Annotated in this window: 21 protein-coding genes; 1 reads left to right on the top strand and 20 read right to left on the bottom strand. The window is 48.8% G+C overall.

Annotated features, from left to right (window positions below; translation table 11 throughout):
- Positions 1-18: 18 nt before the first annotated feature.
- From AB3Y94_RS03955 to murI, 3 genes are read right to left on the bottom strand one after another with little or no spacing between them, the layout of a single operon-like run.
- Entirely contained in the window at positions 19-537 is a 519-nt protein-coding gene (locus AB3Y94_RS03955; RefSeq protein WP_125681775.1) for a YfcE family phosphodiesterase, read from the bottom strand.
- 3 nt (positions 538-540) lie between these two features.
- Complete coding sequence (locus AB3Y94_RS03960) at positions 541-1,140, bottom strand: XTP/dITP diphosphatase (RefSeq protein ID WP_125681777.1); 600 nt, start codon at positions 1,138-1,140, stop codon at positions 541-543.
- Between the two features lie 2 nt (positions 1,141-1,142).
- On the bottom strand, positions 1,143-1,970 hold the full coding sequence (gene murI / locus AB3Y94_RS03965) for a glutamate racemase (RefSeq protein WP_125681779.1): 828 nt from the start codon (positions 1,968-1,970) through the stop codon (positions 1,143-1,145).
- Between the two features lie 188 nt (positions 1,971-2,158).
- On the opposite strand from murI, the gene AB3Y94_RS03970 reads away from it, so the two are divergent.
- Positions 2,159-2,668 (top strand): YslB family protein, encoded by a 510-nt coding sequence (locus tag AB3Y94_RS03970; RefSeq protein ID WP_191988557.1) that lies wholly within the window; start codon positions 2,159-2,161, stop codon positions 2,666-2,668.
- A 158-nt stretch (positions 2,669-2,826) separates the two neighbouring features.
- Here AB3Y94_RS03970 and trxA read toward each other — a convergent pair whose 3' ends face one another.
- From trxA to AB3Y94_RS04055, 17 genes are all read right to left on the bottom strand, one after another.
- A complete protein-coding gene (trxA, locus tag AB3Y94_RS03975) occupies positions 2,827-3,141 on the bottom strand; it encodes a thioredoxin (protein ID WP_125681784.1) in 315 nt (104 codons plus the stop codon).
- A 281-nt stretch (positions 3,142-3,422) separates the two neighbouring features.
- The gene (locus tag AB3Y94_RS03980) at positions 3,423-5,786 is read right to left on the bottom strand and encodes an endonuclease MutS2 (protein ID WP_367295124.1); all 2,364 of its coding nucleotides are present in this window, start codon (positions 5,784-5,786) and stop codon (positions 3,423-3,425) included.
- A 26-nt stretch (positions 5,787-5,812) separates the two neighbouring features.
- Entirely contained in the window at positions 5,813-6,349 is a 537-nt protein-coding gene (locus AB3Y94_RS03985) for a CvpA family protein (RefSeq protein WP_125681788.1), read from the bottom strand.
- A 1-nt stretch (position 6,350) separates the two neighbouring features.
- Positions 6,351-6,614: a cell division protein ZapA gene (locus AB3Y94_RS03990; RefSeq protein WP_125681790.1), complete on the bottom strand. Its 264-nt coding sequence runs from the start codon at positions 6,612-6,614 to the stop codon at positions 6,351-6,353.
- A gap of 138 nt (positions 6,615-6,752) precedes the next feature.
- Positions 6,753-7,064 (bottom strand): DUF1292 domain-containing protein, encoded by a 312-nt coding sequence (locus AB3Y94_RS03995; RefSeq protein WP_125681792.1) that lies wholly within the window; start codon positions 7,062-7,064, stop codon positions 6,753-6,755.
- Positions 7,065-7,072: 8 nt separating this feature from the next.
- Positions 7,073-7,510, bottom strand: coding sequence for a Holliday junction resolvase RuvX (ruvX, locus tag AB3Y94_RS04000; RefSeq protein WP_125681794.1), 438 nt, complete (start codon positions 7,508-7,510; stop codon positions 7,073-7,075).
- The gene (locus tag AB3Y94_RS04005; protein ID WP_125681796.1) at positions 7,507-7,779 is read right to left on the bottom strand and encodes an IreB family regulatory phosphoprotein; all 273 of its coding nucleotides are present in this window, start codon (positions 7,777-7,779) and stop codon (positions 7,507-7,509) included. Before AB3Y94_RS04005 ends, ruvX begins: the two co-directional genes overlap by 4 nt.
- 192 nt (positions 7,780-7,971) lie before the next feature.
- Positions 7,972-10,614 (bottom strand): alanine--tRNA ligase, encoded by a 2,643-nt coding sequence (gene alaS, locus AB3Y94_RS04010; RefSeq protein WP_367295125.1) that lies wholly within the window; start codon positions 10,612-10,614, stop codon positions 7,972-7,974.
- 302 nt (positions 10,615-10,916) lie between these two features.
- Entirely contained in the window at positions 10,917-12,275 is a 1,359-nt protein-coding gene (locus AB3Y94_RS04015; RefSeq protein WP_125681800.1) for a DEAD/DEAH box helicase, read from the bottom strand.
- Positions 12,272-13,237, bottom strand: coding sequence for a bifunctional oligoribonuclease/PAP phosphatase NrnA (locus tag AB3Y94_RS04020; RefSeq protein WP_367295126.1), 966 nt, complete (start codon positions 13,235-13,237; stop codon positions 12,272-12,274). The genes AB3Y94_RS04015 and AB3Y94_RS04020 overlap by 4 nt, the downstream gene beginning before the upstream one ends.
- 97 nt (positions 13,238-13,334) lie before the next feature.
- Entirely contained in the window at positions 13,335-14,447 is a 1,113-nt protein-coding gene (gene dinB, locus AB3Y94_RS04025) for a DNA polymerase IV (protein ID WP_367295127.1), read from the bottom strand.
- Between the two features lie 290 nt (positions 14,448-14,737).
- On the bottom strand, positions 14,738-15,169 hold the full coding sequence (yajC, locus tag AB3Y94_RS04030; protein ID WP_367295128.1) for a preprotein translocase subunit YajC: 432 nt from the start codon (positions 15,167-15,169) through the stop codon (positions 14,738-14,740).
- Positions 15,170-15,313: 144 nt separating this feature from the next.
- Complete coding sequence (ruvB, locus tag AB3Y94_RS04035; RefSeq protein WP_367295129.1) at positions 15,314-16,336, bottom strand: Holliday junction branch migration DNA helicase RuvB; 1,023 nt, start codon at positions 16,334-16,336, stop codon at positions 15,314-15,316.
- Positions 16,337-16,357: 21 nt separating this feature from the next.
- Positions 16,358-16,963, bottom strand: a complete 606-nt coding sequence (ruvA, locus tag AB3Y94_RS04040) for a Holliday junction branch migration protein RuvA (RefSeq protein ID WP_367295130.1) — start codon at positions 16,961-16,963, stop codon at positions 16,358-16,360.
- Positions 16,964-17,042: 79 nt separating this feature from the next.
- Complete coding sequence (gene mutL, locus AB3Y94_RS04045; protein WP_367295131.1) at positions 17,043-19,058, bottom strand: DNA mismatch repair endonuclease MutL; 2,016 nt, start codon at positions 19,056-19,058, stop codon at positions 17,043-17,045.
- Between the two features lie 90 nt (positions 19,059-19,148).
- A complete protein-coding gene (mutS, locus tag AB3Y94_RS04050; protein ID WP_367295132.1) occupies positions 19,149-21,830 on the bottom strand; it encodes a DNA mismatch repair protein MutS in 2,682 nt (893 codons plus the stop codon).
- A gap of 28 nt (positions 21,831-21,858) precedes the next feature.
- Positions 21,859-22,653, bottom strand: coding sequence for a TIGR00282 family metallophosphoesterase (locus AB3Y94_RS04055; protein WP_367295133.1), 795 nt, complete (start codon positions 22,651-22,653; stop codon positions 21,859-21,861).
- Between the last annotated feature and the right edge of the window lie 189 nt (positions 22,654-22,842).

The raw sequence follows: 22,842 nt of genomic DNA on the forward strand, positions 1-22,842 counted from the left end.
GTCTCATCCTTTCTACAACTAAGCGTGGTTAAAAGTAAACGTTAAATCTGAAACGGGTTGAGCTTTGCGATTATAGTATTGAATCGTCCAAGTTGTAGCGGTTAACGTAATCAAAGCACACGTCCCACCGAGGCGTTCATACTCCCCACGTGGCTGACTAATACTACCAGGATTGACGAAAATGTGGCCACCCACCTGGTCAACGGCTAACTGATGCGTGTGGCCGTAAAATACAAAAGCCGCTTCCTCTTGATCCGCCCGTAATTTTAACTTGGTTAGGTCCCAATTCACGTCATCATGATGACCATGCGTCAGAAGTACCCGCCAACCATCAACTAACGGTGTTTCCACCATCGGTAACGTGCTACCAAAATCCATGTTTCCTTGAACCGCATAGACGTCCTTAAACCAAGAATCATCCGCCGCCATTTCAGAATCACCACAGTGAAAAATCGTATCTGGTTGTAACGCTGTTTTCAGACGCACCAGAACATCTCGATCACCATGATTATCACTGACCACTAACCATTTCGTCATCACTTAGGCCTCCCACCAGGCATCAAACTGAGGCAACATTGCTGCGGTCGCCTTAGCCCGGTGACTGTGTTGATTCTTCTTTGCCAAACTCATCTCAGCGAAGGTCTGTCCCTCAGCGGGGACGTAGAACAAGGGATCGTAACCAAAACCATCCGTGCCACGTGGAGCCGTGAGAATCTGACCGCGGACTTCCCCGGTGCTCACCAATTGCTGACCATTGGGCTTAACCAACACCAATGAGGTGTGAAAGGCCGCCGTCCGCTTTTCAGCAGGGACATCAGCTAGATTAGCTAATAGTTTCTCATTATTTTTCGTATCATCATGATCACCAGCGTATCTGGCCGAATAAATGCCGGGTTCGCCGTTTAGCGCATCCACCATTAAACCAGAATCATCAGCCAACACCGGTAACTGCGTCGCGTGAGCCACCGCCGTTGCCTTCAACCTTGCATTTTCAGTAAAAGTCGTTCCAGTCTCTTGAACCTGAACAAGATTCGGAAAGTCTGCCAATGTCTTGACCGTCAGACCCTTGGGCTCAAAAATGGCACGAAATTCTCGCGCTTTTCCAGCATTATTGGTGGCAATCACGATTGTATTTTCCATGGTTAGTTCTCCTCCGTTAAGCGCGCTAACTCTGCAACTGGTAAGTGTTGAGCGTGCACTGCCATACCCAACCAATCGGTAGCTAACTCGTCAAACTGCTGGGCATTGCCAGTGGTCCAGTAAGCCGCCGCTACGGCATCATGGTCCGTATTAGTCAGATGTTGCTCGGCCAAAATCTGTTGCGCTCGCTGGGCGGTCGCCATTCCGGGATCAACCAACGTCACGCCGGCCCCGATTGCTTGCTGAATCACCCCCGCTAATAATGGGTAATGCGTGCAACCCATCACCAGCGTATCCAACCGCTGGCCGCGTAACGAAGCTAAACTCTCACTGACCACTTTTAGTGCGTGCGACGAGGTTAAATCATTCTGTTCAGCTAGCGTTACCATTGCCGGGCAAGCAGCACTCTTCACGACTGCCTGCGCATCCGTGTTTAAAATATCTTGGCGATACTGATCACTCTTGACCGTCCCTTCAGTGGCAATCACGCCAATTCGATGGTTCTTAGTGGTCGTAACCGCCGCCTGTGCACCGGGAGCAATGACACCCACCACCGGAAAAGAAAATTCCTGTTGTATCTGCGGTAACGCCGCTGCGGTTGCAGTATTGCAGGCGATGATCAACATTTTAATATTTGCCCGTTGTTTTAAGTAGCTGGCAATTTGCCGGGTAAAGGTCGTGACTTCCGCCACCGGCCGTGGCCCATATGGCAATCGTGCTTGGTCCCCTAGAAATACCGTATTCTCGTTCGGCATGAGTCGCTGAACTTCCTTTAAAACCGTTAAGCCGCCGACTCCTGAATCCATCAGTCCAATTGGATCTTTTTGCATGAATCAACGCTCCTTCTCGAATTACTTGAAACTACATTATCGCCTTTTTAGGCATCGTTTTCAAGTTTCGAGTCAGCCAAAACACCTCTGACAACTAAAAAATAGTTAAATTTTCTGACAGTCCAACTTCCCTAAAAATATACGGTATAATATAATTAGAATCTATTCGGATGAAGGAGCCAACCATCGTGAAAAATTTATATCAAACCGTTATGGGTGAAACCAACGGCGCTGCCTATTTACCACAAATGCTACTGCGGGACACCCTCTTACCCGAATTGTTGGGTGACGCCCAGGGTGATATCAACTATTGGGCTGGTAAAGCCCTTGCCCGTCATTTTCCACTTAGCAACCCTAAAGACGCAGCACTTTTCTTCAACCAAGCAGGCTTTGGCGAACTAACTTTGGTCAAACAAACTGTGCAGATGACCCGCTGGCAACTGGCCGGAGAACCTGTCAAGCTTAGAAAACAAGTGGCTGGTGAAACCGACTTTACTTTGGAGGCTGGTTTTCTGGCCGAAATGATGGCGCAACAACTCGGCGTTGCGACGGAAGCCGAATTAGTCGATAGCCCCCGCAAACTTCAAGCAACGGCGGTCACCTTTGAAGTATACACTGATCCAGATGACGTCATTCCAGACTATGACGCTCCAGAACCCCTGAAGTTAGTTCGGCCAGCTGATTCTGAGAACGAATAGGTAACCCACTTGAGGCTTCATTAAAAATTCAAAATTGCTGACGACTGGTCCTTGACCAGTTTTTTTGTGGTTTAGAATTTACAAAATGGTTCAAAAAAGGAGCTGAGACACCATCTCAACTCCGTTTTCACGTCAACACGTGCGCCACAGGTTAGTGCTTAAGCTTCAACGTATTGGTTTAAAATCTTCTTCAATTGATCTTTTGAGTGATAACCCACGATGGAGTCAACCACTTGGCCATCTTTCTTAACGAGTAAGGTTGGGATACTCATAATGCCAAAAGATTGTGGCGTGTTAGGATTAGCATCAACATCCATCTTGTTAAAGGTCACGTTGTCCATATCTTCAGCTAATTGTTCAACAACGGGTGATTGCATCCGACAAGGACCACACCAAGTTGCCCAAAAGTCAGTCAGGGTAACACCAGTAGCGGTATCCTGTTCAAAGGTTTTATCAGTTGTCTCAGAAACCATTGTATTGCCTCCCTCTTAAAATTCATCATTACTATAGCTTCCAGTCTACCAGAATATTCTGAAATCACAACTAAGTTGCTTACAATTTATTAGTGCTGACTAACTTTCGTATCCTTGAAATGTGCTAGCCTCTGATAGACATCTCAACCTATCAGTTCAGAACCAGCCGAATGATCTGCGATTAGCCCCTGTAATTAAAGTTCCTAAATAAAAAAAGGCCGCAACAGCGGCCTTTTTTATCTCATCATTTTAAAACTAGTTCTAAACCATTAAATCTATCCTTACTTAAACCGCACAACGGTTGAACCGTCGCCCCCAGCATTAGCTGGTGAAAAGCCAAAACTTTTAATACGATTGTTCCGCTTCAAATAATTGGTGACCCCGGTTCGTAAAGCCCCAGTCCCCTTACCGTGAATAATTGTCACAGATGGGTACCCAGCCAGCAAGGCGGAATCAATGTACCGGTCGACTTCAGCCATGGCTTCCTCGTAACGGTGACCACGCAGGTCAAGGGTTGGCGACATACCGCTAGACCCACTCCGTTTGATACTTGCTCGTGGTTGCTTGGCCGACTTAGCTGGATCCTTGGCCTTTTCCAAGTCATTGTTGGCAATCTTCATCTTCAAGATACCCAATTGTACTTCCCAGTGGCCCTCATCAAGCTGCTCCATCAGCACCCCAATTTGACCGTACGACTTAACCAGAACACTGTCGCCCTTGTGGAAGTCCAGCTTGGCCTTTTCCCGACGCAAGACCTTATTCTTCTTGAGCTTAGTGTCCTGCTGGAGGGCGTTTAAGGCTCCCTGAGCCGCAATTAACTCATCTTCCTTAACAACACTCTTACCGGCAGCTAAGTGCTTCTTACGGAGGTCTGAGATGATTTGGTTGGCCCGCTTACGGGACTCATCAACCAGTCGGTTGGCATCACGCTTAGCATCCGTCATCAACTGATCCTTTTGATGTTGATAGGCGTCAAACTGCTTCCGCAAGTCATCGTGTAACTCTTCTGCTTCAGTCAGTTGGGTCTGAAGATTCTCAGCATCTGCGTCAACCCGCCGTTTCTGTTCCGTCAAATCTGAGATCATGGCGTTTAAATCTTGACTATCCTGATCCGTCAGCCCGCGGGCTGCATCGATCACCTGTGAAGGCATCCCCAGTCGCGCCGCAATGTCTAACGCGTTACTGCGCCCAGGAATCCCAATCAACAGGTGATAGGTCGGCCGTAGCGTTTCGCCGTTAAATTCCATGCTGGCGTTGATGGTATCTGGTCGGTTATATCCATACGCCTTCAATTCTGGATAGTGGGTCGACGCCATCACGTAGCTACCCAACGTCCCGATTTCATCCAAGATAGCGATGGCCAAGGCCGCCCCTTCTTGTGGATCGGTTCCGGCACCCAGTTCATCGACCACGATGAGACTGTGGTCGTCGGCTTGTTGAAGAATAGCGACGATGTTTTCCATGTGCCCCGAGAACGTACTCAGACTCTGTTCAATGGATTGTTCATCCCCAATATCCGCAAAGATATCATTGAACACACCGATAACACTGTTCTCGTTAGCCGGAATGAAGAGACCAGATTGCCCCATTAGCTGCACTAAAGCCAGCGTTTTCAAGGTAATAGTCTTCCCACCAGTGTTGGGTCCAGTCACAATGATTGCCTTGTAGTCTTTTCCAATCGCAATATCGTTAGCTACGACCTTCTTCTGGTCGATCAACGGGTGACGCGCCTGACGCAGACTCACTTGATTTTCCACTGACAACTTAGGTTCCGTGGCCTTTAACTGATGCGCATACTTGGCCTTAGCGTTAATGAAGTCAAAGTGACCTAACAACTCAGCGTTGCGGAGGATTTCTTCCTGGTAAGGGTCTAATAATGCCGTCAATTCGGCTAAAATCCGTTGCTCTTCGTGTCGCTCATCAATCTGATTCTGCCGTAATCGGTTGTTTAACCCAACCACTGCCTGCGGTTCTATAAACAACGTTTGTCCACTGGCACTTTGGTCATGGACGATGCCTCCGAACCGCTGCTTGTATTCAGAACGCACGGGAATGACGTACCGATCATCTCGAATCGTCACAATGGTTTCACTCAAATACTTGGCATCTTTGCCGCGTGTGTATTGATCCATCGTCCGTCGAATCTCAGCTTCCGTCGACGTAATGTGCTGCCGAATCTGCCGCAGGGCCGGTGACGCCTCATCGGTAACGTGACCGTCATCTTCCAGGGATGTCCGCAACCGGCGCGTCACATCTGGCAGGGTCACTAACTCTTTGACGACACGATTGAGCCGGCGTAAATCAACTTCCTTTTCAGCTAAGTCGTGGAAAAACTTCACCACGGATCCTGTCGTCCAAAGCACCCGGCTAATTTGTGCCAATTCTAGACCGTTTAATGCCGCTTCCATCTCTAAGCGATGAAGGTGCGGCCGAATATCATCGAGTTTAGGGAGTGGAATGCCACTCTCTAGTCGGTAAATATCCGCACCATCACGCGTTTCGTCTAACCAAATCTGTAGCTGCTTGGCATCGGCCGTTGGCGCTAATTGTGCCAGTTCATGCTGACCCGCAGCGGAGACTAGGTAGCCCCGTAACGCTTGTTTGATACGATCGTATTCCATAATTTTTAATGTTTTTTGATTCATCGGGCTCTCCTCTCTACCGATTGTTGTTAAGCCGCCTGCTCAGTTAACCACCAGCTATACACCTGTTTTGATAAAACCGGCGTTTGCTTCACGATAAACTGGGCCACTGGCGAGGCTTGATAACTTTTTTGTAATCCCGTACTTGGTAACAGGATAATTAAATTTAGAATTAAAAAAATCACGACGTAGCGGATGACTAAATTAATTAGACCGCCCGCTAACGAGTTTACTTGATGAATAACTGGTAGCCACGTCACCTTGTTCAACGTGTAGGCAACGCGATGGGTGATAAAGAAACCCACCGTTAGAATAGCAGAAAAGGCAATCCCATTTAGGAAAAAAGAACTACTCTGGCTGGCCGTCACCGCACTCACCGAACTGTTAAGCGACAGATTTCCCACAAATTGGCCAATTCCTGCCGCCAATGGCTTGGCCCCAAACCGGGCTGCTAGCCACACGATAATGTAACCAATGGTGTTCAGTATTTGGAGCACTAGTCCCCGCCGATAGCCCCGGCGAAAACCAAAGTAGAGAACTGCTAAAATAATTAAACTGAGTACCAAACTAGTCCCCCGTTTCCGCGTTATCCTTTTTGGGAGCTGATTGGTCACTGGCCGCCGCCATTTTCAACTGATCAGAAATAGCATTAAATGCCATCAGAATCGCAGCGTCTTCCTTACTGATTTTGGGTGACAACTCTTTTAGCTGTTTGTATTGATCATTGAGCAATTCCGTTACTGCCCGCATATGCTCGTCAGTTGCTTGGCCCACAATCGTGTAACTCTTGCCCGCAATGACAGCTTTGAAGCGGTGTGTTTCTTCGGTCATTTTAATTTCCCCCTGTTTTGCACAATGCCCTATTTTACCATTAATAGGGGGCTGGACGCACGTTTTGACGTCTTAATATTCCGTAAACTCACGCCAAACAAAAAAGGACGGAATACTCCGTCCTTTCCTCATCACTGACTAGTCTTTCTTGCCAGCGTTAGGGTCAATCGTTCCGTCTGCCAAGAAGGTGTTCAGAACTGATTCAACCATGTCCCATTCTTCATCGGACTCGATTAATTGCAAGTCACCACCGGATGGGTTAGCTGGGTCATCATCGGCTGGTAAAGCGTAGGCTTGGATATCTACTTCTTCGTCTTCGCTCTTGCCGGATGGGTAAATCAAAATGTATGACTTACCAAAATCATCAGATTCAAAGGTAAATAAAACATCGTATAATTCTTCATTACCGTTTTCATCAACTAATGTGATTTGTTCTTGGTCTTCGTTCATGGGAAACCTCACTTTTCTCGGGTTAATTTTCCTCGCCGATCTAAATAGTTCTGCAAGATCAACCCGGCTGCTAATTTATCAATAACTTTTTTACGCTTGCGGCGAGACGTATCCGCCTGTTCAACTAACATACGCTCCGCCTCAACCGTTGTCAACCGCTCGTCCTCAAAGTCAACGGGCATATGGAAACGTTCGGTCAACATCTCACCGTACCGCTTGGAAGCAGCGGCCCGTGGACCTAACGAATTATTCATGTTCTTAGGAAGACCTACCACGAAGCCTTGAACTTCGTGAGCTTTAACCAATTCGGCCACACGGTCGATCCCGAAAACTTCTTCCTCTTCGTTGATCCGGATGATTTCAACACCCTGTGCTGTCCAACCTAGCGCATCACTGATGGCAATTCCCACGGTACGGGAACCAACATCCAATCCCATTAACTTCATTTAGGCTTCACCGGTCCATTCTGATTCAAGTAAACCCGCACCAGTTCCTCGATGATTTCATCGCGTTCGTGCTTACGGATCAAGTTCCGCGCATCATTAATACGTGGAATATATGCAGGATCGCCCGATAGTAGGTAGCCGACAATCTGATTAATTGGGTTATAACCCTTTTCCTCTAGTGCCTGATAGACCGTTACCAGCGTATCGTGAACATCCTTTGGCTGGTTAGCCCCAAAGTCAAAATACATCGTTTTGTCTAATGAACTCACTATAAACACCCCCGCACTTCTCACTTAGCCTCAATTTTACTCGATTGCCGACAAAACTACAATGAACGATTCTCAATGTAACCTATTCGTAATACTGCCGGTAGCAAGAGCCCGGGAGAAATTTTCCCAGGCTCTGGCGTTTAACAATCTCATTCAGCAAACCGCGATCCAATGACCATCGTCTGCTCAAGTCTAGTCTTGTTCGCTCAGCCAATCAACTGCGGCTGTCATAGCATCTGGCAACCCAGCGGGATTCTTCCCACCGGCTTGCGCCAGGTTAGGACGACCACCACCACCACCGTTGATCTTAGGGGCAATGGCTTTGATTAGATCACCGGCCTTGACCTGTTTTTGTTTGTCCGCAGACACTGCAACAATCAGGTTAGCCTTCCCGTTTACCTCGGCTCCCAATACTAACACATCGGACAGGGCTTGGTCACGCCAAGTGTCTGCTAACGCCCGCAATTGGTCCATCTTGGACACTTGTACGGTCCCACTGATCAGTTGGTAATTCCCAGCAGTCGTAATCTTATCGAACACGGCACTGGCCTCTTGACTAGCCAACTTGCCTTCTAAGGCTGTTTGTTGCTGTTCTAAGCTCTTCACTTGTGCTTGTAGGGCGCTAACCTTCTGAGTCACTTCAGTAACCTGAGTGACCTTTAGAGCGTTCCCTACGGCATGTAAAATGTCATCATGATCGTGCAAGTACTTGTAAGCGGCAGCTGAAGTCACAGCTTCAATCCGCCGGACACCGGCACCAACCCCGGATTCTGAGGTAATCTTGAACAAGCCAATTTCATTGGTATTCTTAACGTGGTTCCCCCCACAAAATTCAGTTACAAAATCACCAGCACTGACGACCCGAACGGTCTTTCCGTACTTTTCACTAAACAGCGCAATGGCACCCATCTTCTTGGCGGATTCAATGTCGGTCACAACCGTCTTAACGGGCATTTCGGCAAAGATCTTTTCGTTAACGATGGCTTCAGCCTTGGCTAAGTCAGCAGGATCAACCGCACCAAAGTGAGTAAAGTCAAACCGCAAGTAGTCGCCTTCAACCAGTGACCCAGCTTGTTGCGTATGTTCACCGAACACTTCACGTAAAGCCTTGTCCAATAAGTGGGTTGCCGTATGGTTCTTTTCAACTTTGCTATGGAACTTCCGGTCAACCTTCAGTTCATAACGCGTGCCCTTCTTCATTGGCGCAACGAGGCGCAACGTGTGAAGATTTTGACCGTTAGGCGCGTGTTGCACGTCAGTCACGTGGGCAACGACAGTACCGTCACTGGCCAAGATATCCCCTTTGTCAGCAACTTGACCACCCATTTCTGCGTAAAACGGCGTGGTGTCAAACATTGCTTCAACAGTCGCACCAGCTGGCGCTTCATCGGCCAATTGATCATCAACCACTAACTCGGTCAACGTACTGGTCGTCTCGAGGTCCGTGTACCCGACGTACTCACTAGGCGTCTTAACGTTGATCAACAGGTCATGTTGCAACCCCATCGCTGTTTGCTTGCCCCGCGCGTTACGAGCACGGTCCTTTTGCTTTTGCATTTCAGCCTTAAAGCCATCTTGGTCGACCGTAATGCCCTGGTCATCCGCGTATTCTTCAGTCAATTCAACGGGGAAACCGTAGGTATCATACAACTTGAAAGCGTCGGCACCGTCAATCTGCGTACCGCCCTGTTCTTTCAAATCAGCAATCACACTATTCAACAGGTTCAGCCCATCGTTTAACGTTTCGCCAAACCGGTCTTCTTCAGAACGAACGATCTTAGCGATATAGTCCGCCTGCTTCAAGACATCTGGGTAGTAGGACTGCATGATTTCGCCAACCACTGGGACAAGTTGATCCAAGAAAGCCCCACTGATTCCCAGCTTCTGGCCGTTAACGATTGCCCGCCGAATCAGCCGCCGGATAACGTAACCCCGACCTTCATTGCTAGGCAAGGCCCCGTCACCAATGGCAAACGTAATAGCCCGGGCATGGTCAGCAATCACCTTGAAGGCCACGTCGTCTTCGTGATTGTCACCATACTTCTTGCCGTCACTTAATTCAGCCGTTTTATGAATAATTGGCAGGAACAAGTCGGTTTCAAAGTTCGTCCGAGCATTTTGGAAAATGGAAACGACCCGTTCTAAGCCCATCCCCGTATCAATGTTTTTACGAGGTAAGGGCTTGTAGCTACCATCCGGTTCATGGTTAAACTGGGAGAACACGATGTTCCAAACTTCCAAGTAGCGTTCATTTTCGCCACCAGGGTAATTCTCTGGATCGTCGGCAGCCAAGTTATTAAAGGCTTCGCCCCGGTCGTAGAAGACTTCGGAGTCAGGGCCCGAAGGACCTTCACCAATATCCCAAAAGTTATCTTCAACGGCAATAATGTGGTCAGGAGCAACGCCCACCGCTTCCCAAGCATCCTTGGCGTCCGTATCCTTAGGGTAAACCGTCATATACAGTTTATCAGCGTCCCAGCCAAACCAGTCTGGTGACGTCAACAGTTCCCAAGCAAATCCAATGGCTTCTTTCTTGAAGTAGTCACCCACAGAAAAATTCCCAAGCATTTCGAACAGCGTGTGGTGGCGCGCCGTCTTCCCAACGTTTTCAATATCGTTGGTCCGGATACTCTTTTGAGAACTCGTCATCCGGGGATTCTCTGGCACAACCTGGCCGGAGAAATACTTCTTCATCGTGGCCACCCCGGAGTTGATCCACAATAATGAGGGATCATCTTGGGGAACCAGTGACGAACTTGGTTCCACTGCGTGCCCCTTCGACTTAAAGAAGTCGAGGTACATCTGGCGAATTTCGCTACTTGATAACTCTTTCATCTCTTAAAAACCTCCAAAAAATGTCAAAAACACCGTTGCCCGTAAAGACGCCGAAGCGCGGTACCACTTTACTTGCAACGATGTTTTAATCGTTTACCTCTTGAACTCATAACGCTGAGTCGCGATGTTACTGAGGGAGCGCCACCCCGTTACCGACTCGTTTTTCACAGCATCCAAAACGTTTCTGAAAATCCGTAACCGGGGGTATGTCCTCGAGATATATTTAATTGTCCATTCAAAATTATAGGTGGCTGAGCTGACCTTGTCAATTCTGAAGTGCCGGCTCACCGACGAATCTCAGATTATTGGTAACGGTCTGATTCGCGCTTCCGCCGTTTCCGCTCATTACGCGCACTCTGACGTGCCGCAATCCGCTTCTCTTGGTCCTTCTTGGCGTGAATGATCTGCTTGATTTGGTGCTTATAGCCAGGCTTGATCTTCTTTTTCTTCTTCTTGACCATCCCAATCAGGGTTGGATCCAACTTAGCGGTACTCTTAGCCCGCTTAGTCCGGCGGTTCCGGTCATAGGAATCAACGATTTCACCATTGCTGATGCGCTTAGGTTGGAACTTGATCCCCAACGCTTCAATCTGGCTGATCTTAACTTCCTCATCTGGTGAGTACAGGGTGATGGCCGTTCCTGGCATCCCCTGACGGCCCGTCCGACCGACCCGGTGAATAAAGAAGTCCAAATCTTCAGGGATATCATCGTTGATCACGTGAGAAACCCCTTCAATATCAATTCCCCGGGCAGCCAAGTCGGTTGCCACCACAAACTGATACTGCAAGTTCTTAACTTCACGCATGACCCGCTTCCGTTCACGAGGCTTGATGCCCCCGTGAATCATGGCAACCTTGAGGCCTTGATTCTTCAAGAAGTCGTGAATTTGTTCAACTCGCGTCTTGGTATTCGCAAAGATTAAGACCAGGTAAGGTTCTCCCATCGTAATCAGGGAATAGATCAGTTGGTTTCTGTTCTGACCTTTGGTTGAAATCAACCAATTGTCGATGGTGTCTGAAATAATGGTATCAGTTGGAATCTCTTCAACAACTGGATGGTTCATGTACTTACGTAAGAATGGGTTCAACCGTTGGGGAATCGTCGCTGAAAAGACCATCATTTGCAGGTTCTTAGGCATCCGGCCAGCAATCTTATCAACTTGGTCTAAGAAACCTAAGTCCAAAGTCATGTCAGCTTCATCGACGACAAACTGCCGTGTGGTATGCACATCCAGTGCTTGTGAGTCAATTAAATCCTTGACCCGACCAGGCGTCCCAATAATCAATTGGGGTTGATAATGATGCAGCTTTTCAATCTGCCGCTTCTTATCAGTCCCCCCAACGTAATTACCAATCCGAATTTCAAAAGGTGCCTCAGCTGCTAGTTGTTCTGCCGCTGTGTGAATTTGGTAAGCGAGTTCCCGGCTAGGGGTCGTGATCACTGCCTGAACCTGGTTCTCTTCAGTCAGTTGATTAAAAATCGGTAACAGGAACGTATGGGTCTTCCCACTCCCGGTCTGTGATTGGCCGACAACGTCCTTGCCCGAAGCGATGATGGGAATTAATTTTTCCTGAACCGCTGTGGGCTTTACGAAGCCAATCTTGTGCAAGGCCGTCATCAAATACGGCTGCAGGTTAAATTCTTTAAAATCCTTGCTCATTCATTTTCTCCTTTATCGTTAGCCACTAACTCATCGAGCTCGTGGATAACTTGGTCAATCTCTGCTTGATCGTGGGCAGTGGCACCACTGGCCAGAGCGTGACCGCCCCCACCGTGATTCTTCGCTAATTCATTGATGGAAGGCCCCTTCGACCGCAACCGAATGCGGAACGTCTGGTCCTTAGATTCAACGAAAATGGCCCAAGCAACGACCGACGTAATCTTGCCGGGTAATGGCACCACAGCAGACGTTGAATCCTTGGCAGCTAGTCCAAAGGACTCAACGATTTCATCAGTCAACTTAAGGTACGCTGCCCCACTAGGCAGAATTTCGAGGTTCTGGTAAACGTACGCGGACAACTTGGCCATAGCCGGCGAAATTTCATCTTCCGCCTGGTTGACGGCGGTCATGGAAAAGTTGTAGGTCAGAAGCTTACTAGCTACCGCAAATGTGTTGGCAGAGGTAGCTGGGTACATGAACCGACCCGTATCACCAATGATGCCGGCATACAGTAGTCGTGCCGCATCGTCAGGCATAGTCAGCTCAGCAGAGTTCACATCGTACCAGTCATAAATGATTTCAGACGTACTAGACGCTTGGTCCAATACCCACTGAAGATCACCAAAGGCATCGTCGTTGGGATGGTGATCAATTTTAATGACCGCCTTCCCCGACTGCCACCGTTCGTCATCGACCCGTGGCTGGTTAGCCGTGTCGACCACGATGACTAAGGCATCCTGAAAGACCTCATCGGCCACGTCCTGGTCGGCCTGACCCATCCAGTCAAAGCCAGGATAATGTTTTCCAACGGCCAAGACTTTTTTATCAGGGAAACTAGCTTTTAAAATATCCCGTAAAGCCAATTGAGCCCCGATACAATCAGGATCTGGGCGTTGATGACGGTGAATAATAATCGTTTCATACTTTTTAATTTCTTCTAAAATGGCAGTTTCAATGGCCAATATAGTTCACCCGTTTTCTATCCGTTTTTTCGACCAAGACGCGTCGATACCGCGTTTCAGTATACAAGTTTTACGGGGTAATATCAAAGAAAGTCTGCTATTTCTCACGATTAGGACCAAATAACGGTAATTTTAAATTTTCAAACGTCTGGGCTGCCAAACCAGTGATCGTAATTCCTAGCAGGCGAACGGGGTCCTCATCTTTAGCCACACTGTGGTATAAGTCCAGCGCCAGTTCATAATACACCTGAGCGTCGTTATCGATGAAGTCATCCTGGGTAATCCGTTTCGTAATAGTGTTAAATTCACTGTCCCGGAACTTCAATACCAGGGTTTTACCGTGACGTTGCTTTTGTTTAACCGTTGCGGCGACCATTTCCGCTAAGCGCTGCAGCTGGTTCTCCACTTCACCCAACGAGGTCAGGGGTGGGCCGTACGTCCGTTCCTTGCCAATCGATTTACGTTCTCGTAGATACTCCACTGGTCGCTCATCAATCCCACGAACGCGTTGATACAGCACATAGCCAAACTTGCCAAAATCGTGAATCAACTCCAGCTGTGATCGTTGAAAAAGGTCCGCTCCGCTCATGATTCCCAGCTCGTGCATCTTAGGCACCGTCTTCTTGCCCACCCCCCGATACCGCTCAATTGGCAATGCCATGAGAAAATCGTGGGCGTCTTCCGGCAAAATCACACTGACTCCGACCGGCTTCCGAAAGTCAGAGGCTTCCTTGGCCAAGAACTTACTGTATGAGATTCCCGTTGAACACGTTAAGTGAGTCTTTTCAAAAATTTCTACCTGAATAGCGTGGGCAACCTGAACTGCCGAATGCATGTGGTGCTTATTTTCCGTCACATCAAGATAGGCTTCATCAAAAGCAACGGTTTCAATTTTGTCCGTATATTCATGAAAAATGGCGTGAATTTGATCCGAAATTTCTCGGTAATGGGGGAAATCCGGGTCCTTAAACGTGGCATTGGGTGAGAGTTTTAACGCCTCATTAGCATTCATAGCAGAATGAACCCCAGCCTGTCGTGCTACATAATTAGCGGTGGTCACAACACCACGACCACCCGTACGACGAGGGTCTCGAGCAATAATCAAAGGATGCCCCTTAAACTCTGGGTGGTCCCGCTCCTCAATCGACGCGTAGAACGCATCCATATCAACATGAATAATCTTTCGTTGCGTGTATTTTGCGGGTACCACCGTGGTCACCTCCCAGCTTAGCAAATTTCTATCCCCATTGTACCCAAACGTCCGTTTGCCTTCAACGGTTTTGATTAAAAAACTAATGGGCACGCAACCGTTTGTTGATAACACCCGCTCTGGTGGTCAGGGCAGGCGCCTGCTGTGGGGACGCTTCAGCCCGAGAGCGGGCTTCTCGCTCAATTTAAAGCCACGACTTTAAATGCGCCCATGACCACCCCCGCTAACGTTGTTTATCCCTAAAAATCAGCGAAAAAAAAACGGTCTCCGAGAGACCGAACTTTTTGACCTTATTTAGCTGATTCGTCGTCAGTTTTTTCAGCAGCTTCGTCACTGGCAGTATCGTCAGTGCTGTTTTCTGCTGACTTATCTTCGGTAGCAGCTTCACTAGTTGCTTCTTCAGCAGCTGGGGCAGTTACTGCTTGTGGTGCTTGGGAAGTTACTTGCGCAATGGCCCGGAGGTCAAAGACCAAGTAGATCCCGTCGCAATCCAAGGTAGCCGTCTGGTCGGCTTGGTTGATTTCATCAATCACACCGTGTAACCGGCCAATCGTAATGACGTGGTCGCCCTTTTTAAGCTCGCTCATCATGTCCTTGTGCTTCTTTTGTTGCTTTTGTTGTGGCCGTAACATTAAGAAGTACATCAAACCTAAGAAGACCACCAAAATGAGCAGCGTTGAGTAACCACCAGTTGCTGCGGCAACGTTAAAACTATCTAACACGTTCGTTCACCCCTTTATAATCTATCTATTGGACAACTTTACCAGAATACCGGGAATCCGTCCAATTATTTCTAGAAATTCTTAAGTAGTTCGAGTTAGTAACTAAAATCATCGAGACTGTTGATTGGCTATCACTCGTGCCGTTTACGAATTAGCTGTCGGCGGAAGCTCACGTCCTAGGTGGGCGTACCCAGCGGCGGTCACAACCCGCCCCCGAGCGGTTCGTTTCAGGTAGCCACGTTGCAACAGGTAAGGTTCATACATTGCAGCCACCGTTTCCGTCTCTTCCCCAACGTTGGCTGCCAGCGTGTTCAGACCGACTGGTCCCCCATTATAGTAATCGATCATCGTTTCTAACAATTTGATATCCGTGGAATCCAAGCCCGCTGAATCCACACGCAATAACTTTAAGGCGTGATTAACGATAGCCAGATCAATCGTTGAATGATCTGGTGAAACCTCCGCAAAATCACGAATTCGTTTCAACAAACGGTTGGCAATCCGCGGCGTTCCCCGTGAACGCAGCGCCACTTCATGGGCGCCTTCAGTTGCAATCGTCGTGTTAAAAATGTCCGCTGAGCGCGTCACGATTTCTTGCAGGTCAGCTGTCTCATAGTATGCCATGTGTTCAACGATTCCGAAGCGGTCCCGCAACGGCGAAGACAGTAGGCCGGCCCGTGTGGTGGCCCCAATCAAGGTAAACGGTGGAAGGGGAAAATGAACGGGATGCGCCGTTGGCCCCTGTCCAACCACAATGTCGATGTAAAAGTCTTCCATTGCTGAATACAACATTTCTTCAACGATTTTAGGTAAGCGATGAATTTCATCAATGAAGAGAATGTCGCCTGGTTGTAGTTCGTTTAGGAGTGCCACTAAGTCACCCGGCTTTTCAATGGCCGGACCACTGGTTGTCCGAATCTGCACACCCATCTCATTGGCAATCACCATGGCCAGGGTTGTTTTCCCCAGACCAGGTGGCCCGTATAGCAGTACGTGGTCGAGCGATTCCTCACGCTGTTTAGCCGCCTGAATATAAACCGACAGTTCATGCTTGATGGGTGCCTGCCCAATGTACTGCGCCAACGTTTGGGGACGCAAAGACTTTTCAATGGAATCTTCGTTCTGATTTTCAGGTTCTGGTGAAACGATTCGTTCGTCATCCGCCATAACTGCCCCTCCTTTCCCTCATTACTTGGTTAATAACCGCAAACCTTCGCTCAGATAATCGTTCGTGGACTCGCCAGCAAATTTCATGAGTTTTGGTTTAATTTTGTTAACTGCAGTCGCCCGGTAACCCAGTGCAGTCAACGCTGCAATGGCATCAGCCAACTGGGGATTCTCGCCATCGGTTGTTGCCACTTCTGGTGTGAACAGCGTGCCATCATCTGCTGGTGCCAGATCATCCAACTTGTTTTGCAAATCCAACACAATCTGACCAGCCGTTTTTTTACCGACACCAGGAAACTTCGTGAGGAAGCCAGTATCATTGGTCTTAATAGCCAGCATCAAGCCCTGATGGTCCGGATTTGCTAGAATAGCCAAGGCACTCTTGGGGCCAATACCATTCACGTTGATCAACTTCAAAAAGAGTTGCTTTTCCGCAAAATCTGCGAAGCCGTACAACGTTTGTGCACTGTCACTAACGGCTTGGTACACGTAAATCGTAGTGGCTTCACTGCCCACCTGATAGCGGTAGGGATTGGCCGTATTTACCAGATACCCCACGCCGTTAACATCAATAACAACGTGGTCTGGGTAAACGGCCGTAATGGTCCCGTGGAGGTATTCATACATGGTCCGTCTAATCTCCTTTAAGAAAACATATGTTTGCTCTACAAATTGTACCACACTGACTAACGAAACTGGAAAGATTCTATTCTCCCCAGTCGTCACCGCTGTGGTGCGGATCTTGAATCCGTTTGAAGAGTTTTTCCAAGTCTTGATCAGTAAAGTGAACCAGAACCGGGCGCCCATGGGGACAATTGAACGGATTTTCAGCCGTTGCTAATTTCTTTAACAATGCCCGAGCCTGTTGGTCGTCCAAGTGATGATTGGCTTTGATGGCCCGCTTACAGCTCATCATGATGGCCGCTTTTTCCCGAAAAGCGGCCACGGAAATTTTACCGTCTTTCAACACCCAATCCACCATTTCCTTAACCGTATCCGTTTCCTGACCGGCCTTAAACCAAGTGGGATGTTCATGAACGATAAAACTGTTGGGGCCAAAGGATTCCAGGTGAACGCCTACACTGCCCAACGTTTCCAAATGGTTGGTAAGCTCCAAGACATCCGTGGTTGGGTAGTCCAAGACAATCGGGACCAACAATTTCTGTTCATCATCGCTGACCTCACCAATCGCTTGGCGGTAAAATTCATAGTTGACCCGTTCCTGAGCAGCATGCTGGTCAACCAGGTAGAGACCATCATCCGCCTCTGCCAACAGATACGTCCCATGAACCTGGCCCAAATAACGGAGTTGCGGAAAACGCTGAATAGGCGGCTCTGCGGTCATATGGTTGGTCGTCTCCAGCTTGGTAGCAGCTGCCTTTTTAACCGGTGCTTGGGAGCTTCCCAGCGGCGCAGCCACCGTCTCGGTTTGATATTTCTCATCGAATTGCTTAATCGCTGGCTGAGCAAAGTCAGCCCGGTCGTGAACGACAACGGGCGCCACCGGTACCTCTTCGGGTGTCTGTAGTGGTTGCGGACCAGCTGCGGGCGCCACCGGTTCTTCAGCCGGATGCATCGGCTGAATGGGTTGGGCGACCTGAGGTTCGGGTGTTTGAAAGCGGGCCTGGGTCGGCATTTCATACTTGGCTGAGACATCGTTCAACGCCATGGTTAGCTGATCTGTATTGCGTTCCTCCCGTTTGGTGGGAGCCCCTTCACTGAGCGCATCCGGAATCAAATTCTCTTGCGATAACCGCTTAAAGACCGTGTCTTGAATCAGTTGCATCAGTTCTGGTTCCTCACTAATGCGAACCTCCTGCTTGGTTGGGTGAACGTTTACGTCAACTAGCAGCGGATCCATTGTGATGTCCAACACCGCCAACGGATAGCGTCCGACCATCAATTTGGAGCCATATCCAGCAATCAACGCTTTACTCAACTGAAAATTATGAATAAACCGACCGTTGAGTAAGAGGAAAATATACTGGCGACTGGCTCGGGTCAGTTCCGGCAGACTCACGTAACCGTGAATCTTGAAGTCCGGATTCTCACCCTGAATGGCGACCATTTTACGGGCACTCTGAACCCCATAAATACCAGCAATCACTTGTTGTAGGTCCCCCCGCCCCGTCGTCCGGGTTAGCTCACGGCCGTTGTGGACCAGAGAAAAAGCTATCTTGGGATAGCTCAGAGCTAGGCGATTGACAATGTCAGTGATTCGAGCCAACTCGGTCGCAGGTGACTTCAAATACTTCAAGCGTGCTGGCACGTTGCCGAAAAGATCCTTCACCGTCACCGTGGTCCCTTTACGAGCCGCGGCTGCAGTGTGCTCTTGAATAATACCGCCAACGTTGTGAATCAGCGTGCCAACACCACCCGTGGATGTGGATAACGTGACATCAGCCACAGACGCGATACTTGGCAACGCTTCACCCCGGAAGCCCAGTGACTTGATTCGAAACAAGTCGCGACGTTCCGTGATCTTACTGGTAGCATGTCGTTTAAAGGCCATTTCGGTATCTTCATCCGCAATGCCATCCCCATCATCAACGACGGTAATTCGCTTTAAACCAGCCTCTTCAACCGTAATGTCGATCTGCTGGCTGTGAGCATCCACCGCGTTTTCAACTAGTTCTTTAACCACTGAGGCGGGCCGCTCAACCACTTCACCCGCTGCGATTTGATCGGCCAGCACCGACGCTAACTCATGAATCTTGGCCATAACGACCCTTCCCTTCTTAAAATGATTTCATCATACTTTATTTTTTAATACTTCCGGTTGGGTGCATTGTGTTGTTCGAAGTACCTCACATTATTTCTTACTTAATTTCTGTTGCCATTGATAGACCTGATTCATGACGGCCATGGGGGTCATCCCCATTAGATTCAACTCAGACAGCTGTCCGAGCACCTTACTCTGCGCTGGACTCAACTCCGGTGCATCTGAGAACAGGGATAACTGTTGACCCTGATCAGAAGCTGCACTTTCCGGTTGGGCTGGCGCAACCGACGTCTGTCCAGCTGCCTGCTCTGGTTCAGCCAACACCGCAACCTGCGATTCAGGCGTCGCAACCGGCGTACTCGTCGACTCAACTGCCACAGCCGGCTGTTCAGCGGCCTCCTCTTCCAAGTGTTGCAAAATGACTTCAGCCCGTTGTAATAGGTTATCTGGCATCCCCGCCAGTTTTGCCACGTGAATCCCGTAAGACTTGTCGGCCGGACCTGGCTGCATTTGATGCAGGAAGACCAGGTCACCGTCCCGTTCAACCGCACCAACGTGCACGTTACGTAGCTGTTTGAGCGACTGGTCCAGTGACGTTAATTCATGGTAGTGCGTGGAGAACAACGTCTTAGCGTGCACCCGATTGTGCACAAACTCAATGATGGCTTGTGCTAACGCCATCCCATCATAGGTGGCCGTTCCCCGCCCAATTTCATCAAATAAGATCAAACTGTTGGCCGTTGCCTGACTCAAGGCGTGATTGGCTTCCTGCATTTCAACCATAAACGTACTCTGACCAGAAATCAGGTCGTCTGCTGCACCAATTCGCGTGAAAATTTGATCGAAGATCGGCATTTCAGCAGCCTCGGCGGGCACAAAACATCCCATCTGCGCCATGATCACAGTGAGTGCTAGTTGCCGCATGTAAGTACTCTTCCCAGACATATTGGGACCCGTGATCAGTAATATATTGGTATCTTGATCCATCGTCACATCATTTGGCACGTATGACTGCCGACCTAGAACTTTTTCAACCACCGGATGCCGGCCCTGCGTAATTTTCAGCGTGTGACCTGCCACTAGCGTCGGTTTAACAAAGTGGTAGTCCTCACTAACAACAGCAAAGCTTTGAAGAACGTCCAAGCTGGCAATCGTCGCTGCTAACTTTTGCAGGCGGGTAATGGCCTTCTTAACCTCTTCACGCAGATTGACAAACAGTTGGTATTCTAGAGACTTGGACTTCTCCTGAGCCTCCAAAATGAGCTGCTCCTTTTCCTTCAATTCTGGGGTTGAGAACCGTTCCGCATTTGCCAAGGTTTGTTTGCGTTCGTAACGATCAGCCGGTAGTTTATCGAGGTTAACCTTCGTCACCTCAATGTAATAGCCGAAGACGTGGTTGTAGCCAATTTTTAGGTTGTTGATACCCGTGACCTCACGCTCGTGAGCCTCCATCTCAGCCAACCAGGTCTTCCCGTTACGCATAGCATCGCGGTACTCATCCAATTGATCATTAAACCCGTCACGAATGACCCCACCATCAGCTACTGACAGTGGCGGTTCGGGTACGATGGTTTCTCGAATGGTATCCGCTACGTCCGCCACGGGATCCAGGTTATCGAGCATTGGATCAAAAATCGTTTCGCCTAATTCCTCGATGGTGTGTTGAATCTGTGGAACCTGTTCCAATGACGTTTGTAACTGAATCAAGTCCCGACCATTGACACTCCCAAAGGCCACCCGTCCAGCTAACCGTTCCAAGTCATAGACCTTGACCAATTCGGCCTGCAGGTTGTTTCGTTCAAAGTAGTGGTCTAGCAAAGCGCCGACCTTTGCCTGTCGGTCTTCAATCTGCTGACGATTAATCAAAGGCCGGTCAAGCCATTGCTTGAGGAGTCGTCCCCCCATGGCCGTCTTGGTTTCATCCAACAGCCACAGCAAAGTCCCAGACTTTTTCTTAGTCCGCAGATTTTGCGTAATCTCCAAGTTGGTCTGAGAGGAATGATCCATCTTCAAAAAAGCAGTCGGTTGATAAGCCACTGCCCGCTGTAGATGGGCCAAGCTACGCTTCTGGGTAACCGTGACGTAGGTCACTAACACACCCACCACGCTCCGCAACCGTTCTGTGGCCAGATCCTGTTCGACGTAACTCAATTCAGAACTAGTCTGGACATCCGTTTGCGTAGAAATCAAAATTCCTAATTGCTTGAGCCGGCCGCGCAACTCGGTTGTCACCGTGTCATCCACAACAACTTCCTTTGTTTGTAAGCTCATCAACTCGTTCATCACAGCATCGACACTGCTCAACTCAGCAGCTTTCAGCTCACCAGTTGACAAATCGGTGTAGGCTAAGCCAAAAGCATCCTTGGCTGGCATAACCAGCGCAGTCAGGTAGTTGTTGCGCTTCGCACCGGCTGCACCGGTATCGGTCTGAGTCCCAGGCGTCACCAATTGGATAACTTCCCGCTTAACCATCCCCTTAGCAAGCTTCGGGTCTTCCATCTGCTCACAAATAGCGACCTTGTAACCCTGATCGACCAGAATGTCGATATAGCTCTGCACAGCCTTGTGCGGTACTCCACACATGGGAATGGGATTCTTTGCGCTGTGACTTCGTGTCGTCAACGTTAATTCTAAGAGTTGAGAGCCTTTGACAGCATCTTCATTAAACATTTCATAGAAGTCCCCGAGCCGGTAAAATAAAAAGGCATCCGGATACTGGTCTTTAATTTTTTGGTACTGCACCATCATTGGCGTCGTGTTCGCTTTCGTCATGAAAAATGGTTCATCCTTCCGTTGTCGTTTAGCTCTGATATGGGTGTTGCGGACTAATCAAGATTGAATGAATCCGCGTTGCGTGCCCCGTTTTATCGTTAATATCAATGACACAGCCTGAGAGTAACCCCGGGCCTTTTTCCTGAACAGTGTAGCGAGTTGGCCGTTGATTTTCAAAACGTTCGATCACGCTATCGGCTTGCATACCCAGCACACTGTTAGCGGGACCAGTCATCCCAGCTTCGGTCAAGAAAGCTGTCCCGTGAGGTAATACTTGTGCGTCACTGGTTTGAACGTGCGTGTGGGTCCCCACAACTGCAGAAAGCTGACCGTCGTAACGCGTTGCAAAAGCCCGCTTCTCACTGGTCGTCTCCGCATGGAAATCTACGAAGACAAAGTCCGTGTCTAACTTAGGCAATAAGTCCTTCATCATCGCAAACGGATCATCCATGGGATTCATGAATACTCGCCCTTGCATATTGACTACGGCCAACACCTGCTGGTTGACCTTGACCTTAGTCCACCCTTGTCCTGGCGTATCACCAGGGAAATTCAAAGGCCGTACCAGCCGGTTCGCATCGCCGATAAAATCATACAATTCAGCGTTGTCCCAGGTATGGTTTCCCATGGTGACAACGTCCGCACCATCTTTCAAGAGTTGCTTGTAAATATTTTGGCTGATTCCACGACCAACCGGGGTCGAATTCTCCCCGTTAACTATGGTGACCTGTGGCTTCAAATCGCGTTTCAATTGTGGGAGGTACTCGTGAATCATTTCCATACCTAAATTTCCTACAACGTCACCGACAAACAGAATTCGCATCTTCGTTCCCCTATCTTAGACCTCACCAGGTCTAGCTGGTTTTCCAGTATTATTAAATAACCTCTATTTTACCATGGTTCCAAAGATTCTGCGTGAGTTAAATCCGTTGAACCACTCAACTGAGACTCTGCTTCCCCTTATGATTTCGACAATCACCGTCAGCTGAACGACACAACGTAAAAAAGCTAG

The sequence above is a fragment of the Levilactobacillus yonginensis genome (genome assembly GCF_964065165.1).
Taxonomy (GTDB): domain Bacteria; phylum Bacillota; class Bacilli; order Lactobacillales; family Lactobacillaceae; genus Levilactobacillus; species Levilactobacillus yonginensis_A.

Bases quoted from the DNA above. Each gene is read 5' to 3' on its own strand.
- mutL (WP_367295131.1), bottom strand. From the start codon at position 19,058: ATGGCCAAGATTCATGAGTTAGCGTCGGTGCTGGCCGATCAAATCGCA.
- AB3Y94_RS04015 (WP_125681800.1), bottom strand. From the start codon at position 12,275: ATGAGCAAGGATTTTAAAGAATTTAACCTGCAGCCGTATTTGATGACG.
- AB3Y94_RS03960 (WP_125681777.1), bottom strand. From the start codon at position 1,140: ATGGAAAATACAATCGTGATTGCCACCAATAATGCTGGAAAAGCGCGA.
- AB3Y94_RS04055 (WP_367295133.1), bottom strand. From the start codon at position 22,653: ATGCGAATTCTGTTTGTCGGTGACGTTGTAGGAAATTTAGGTATGGAA.
- ruvB (WP_367295129.1), bottom strand. From the start codon at position 16,336: ATGGCGGATGACGAACGAATCGTTTCACCAGAACCTGAAAATCAGAAC.
- trxA (WP_125681784.1), bottom strand. From the start codon at position 3,141: ATGGTTTCTGAGACAACTGATAAAACCTTTGAACAGGATACCGCTACT.
- AB3Y94_RS03980 (WP_367295124.1), bottom strand. From the start codon at position 5,786: ATGAATCAAAAAACATTAAAAATTATGGAATACGATCGTATCAAACAA.
- AB3Y94_RS03990 (WP_125681790.1), bottom strand. From the start codon at position 6,614: ATGACCGAAGAAACACACCGCTTCAAAGCTGTCATTGCGGGCAAGAGT.
- alaS (WP_367295125.1), bottom strand. From the start codon at position 10,614: ATGAAAGAGTTATCAAGTAGCGAAATTCGCCAGATGTACCTCGACTTC.
- AB3Y94_RS03995 (WP_125681792.1), bottom strand. From the start codon at position 7,064: ATGAACGAAGACCAAGAACAAATCACATTAGTTGATGAAAACGGTAAT.
- ruvA (WP_367295130.1), bottom strand. From the start codon at position 16,963: ATGTATGAATACCTCCACGGGACCATTACGGCCGTTTACCCAGACCAC.
- murI (WP_125681779.1), bottom strand. From the start codon at position 1,970: ATGCAAAAAGATCCAATTGGACTGATGGATTCAGGAGTCGGCGGCTTA.
- ruvX (WP_125681794.1), bottom strand. From the start codon at position 7,510: ATGAAGTTAATGGGATTGGATGTTGGTTCCCGTACCGTGGGAATTGCC.
- mutS (WP_367295132.1), bottom strand. From the start codon at position 21,830: ATGACGAAAGCGAACACGACGCCAATGATGGTGCAGTACCAAAAAATT.
- AB3Y94_RS03955 (WP_125681775.1), bottom strand. From the start codon at position 537: ATGACGAAATGGTTAGTGGTCAGTGATAATCATGGTGATCGAGATGTT.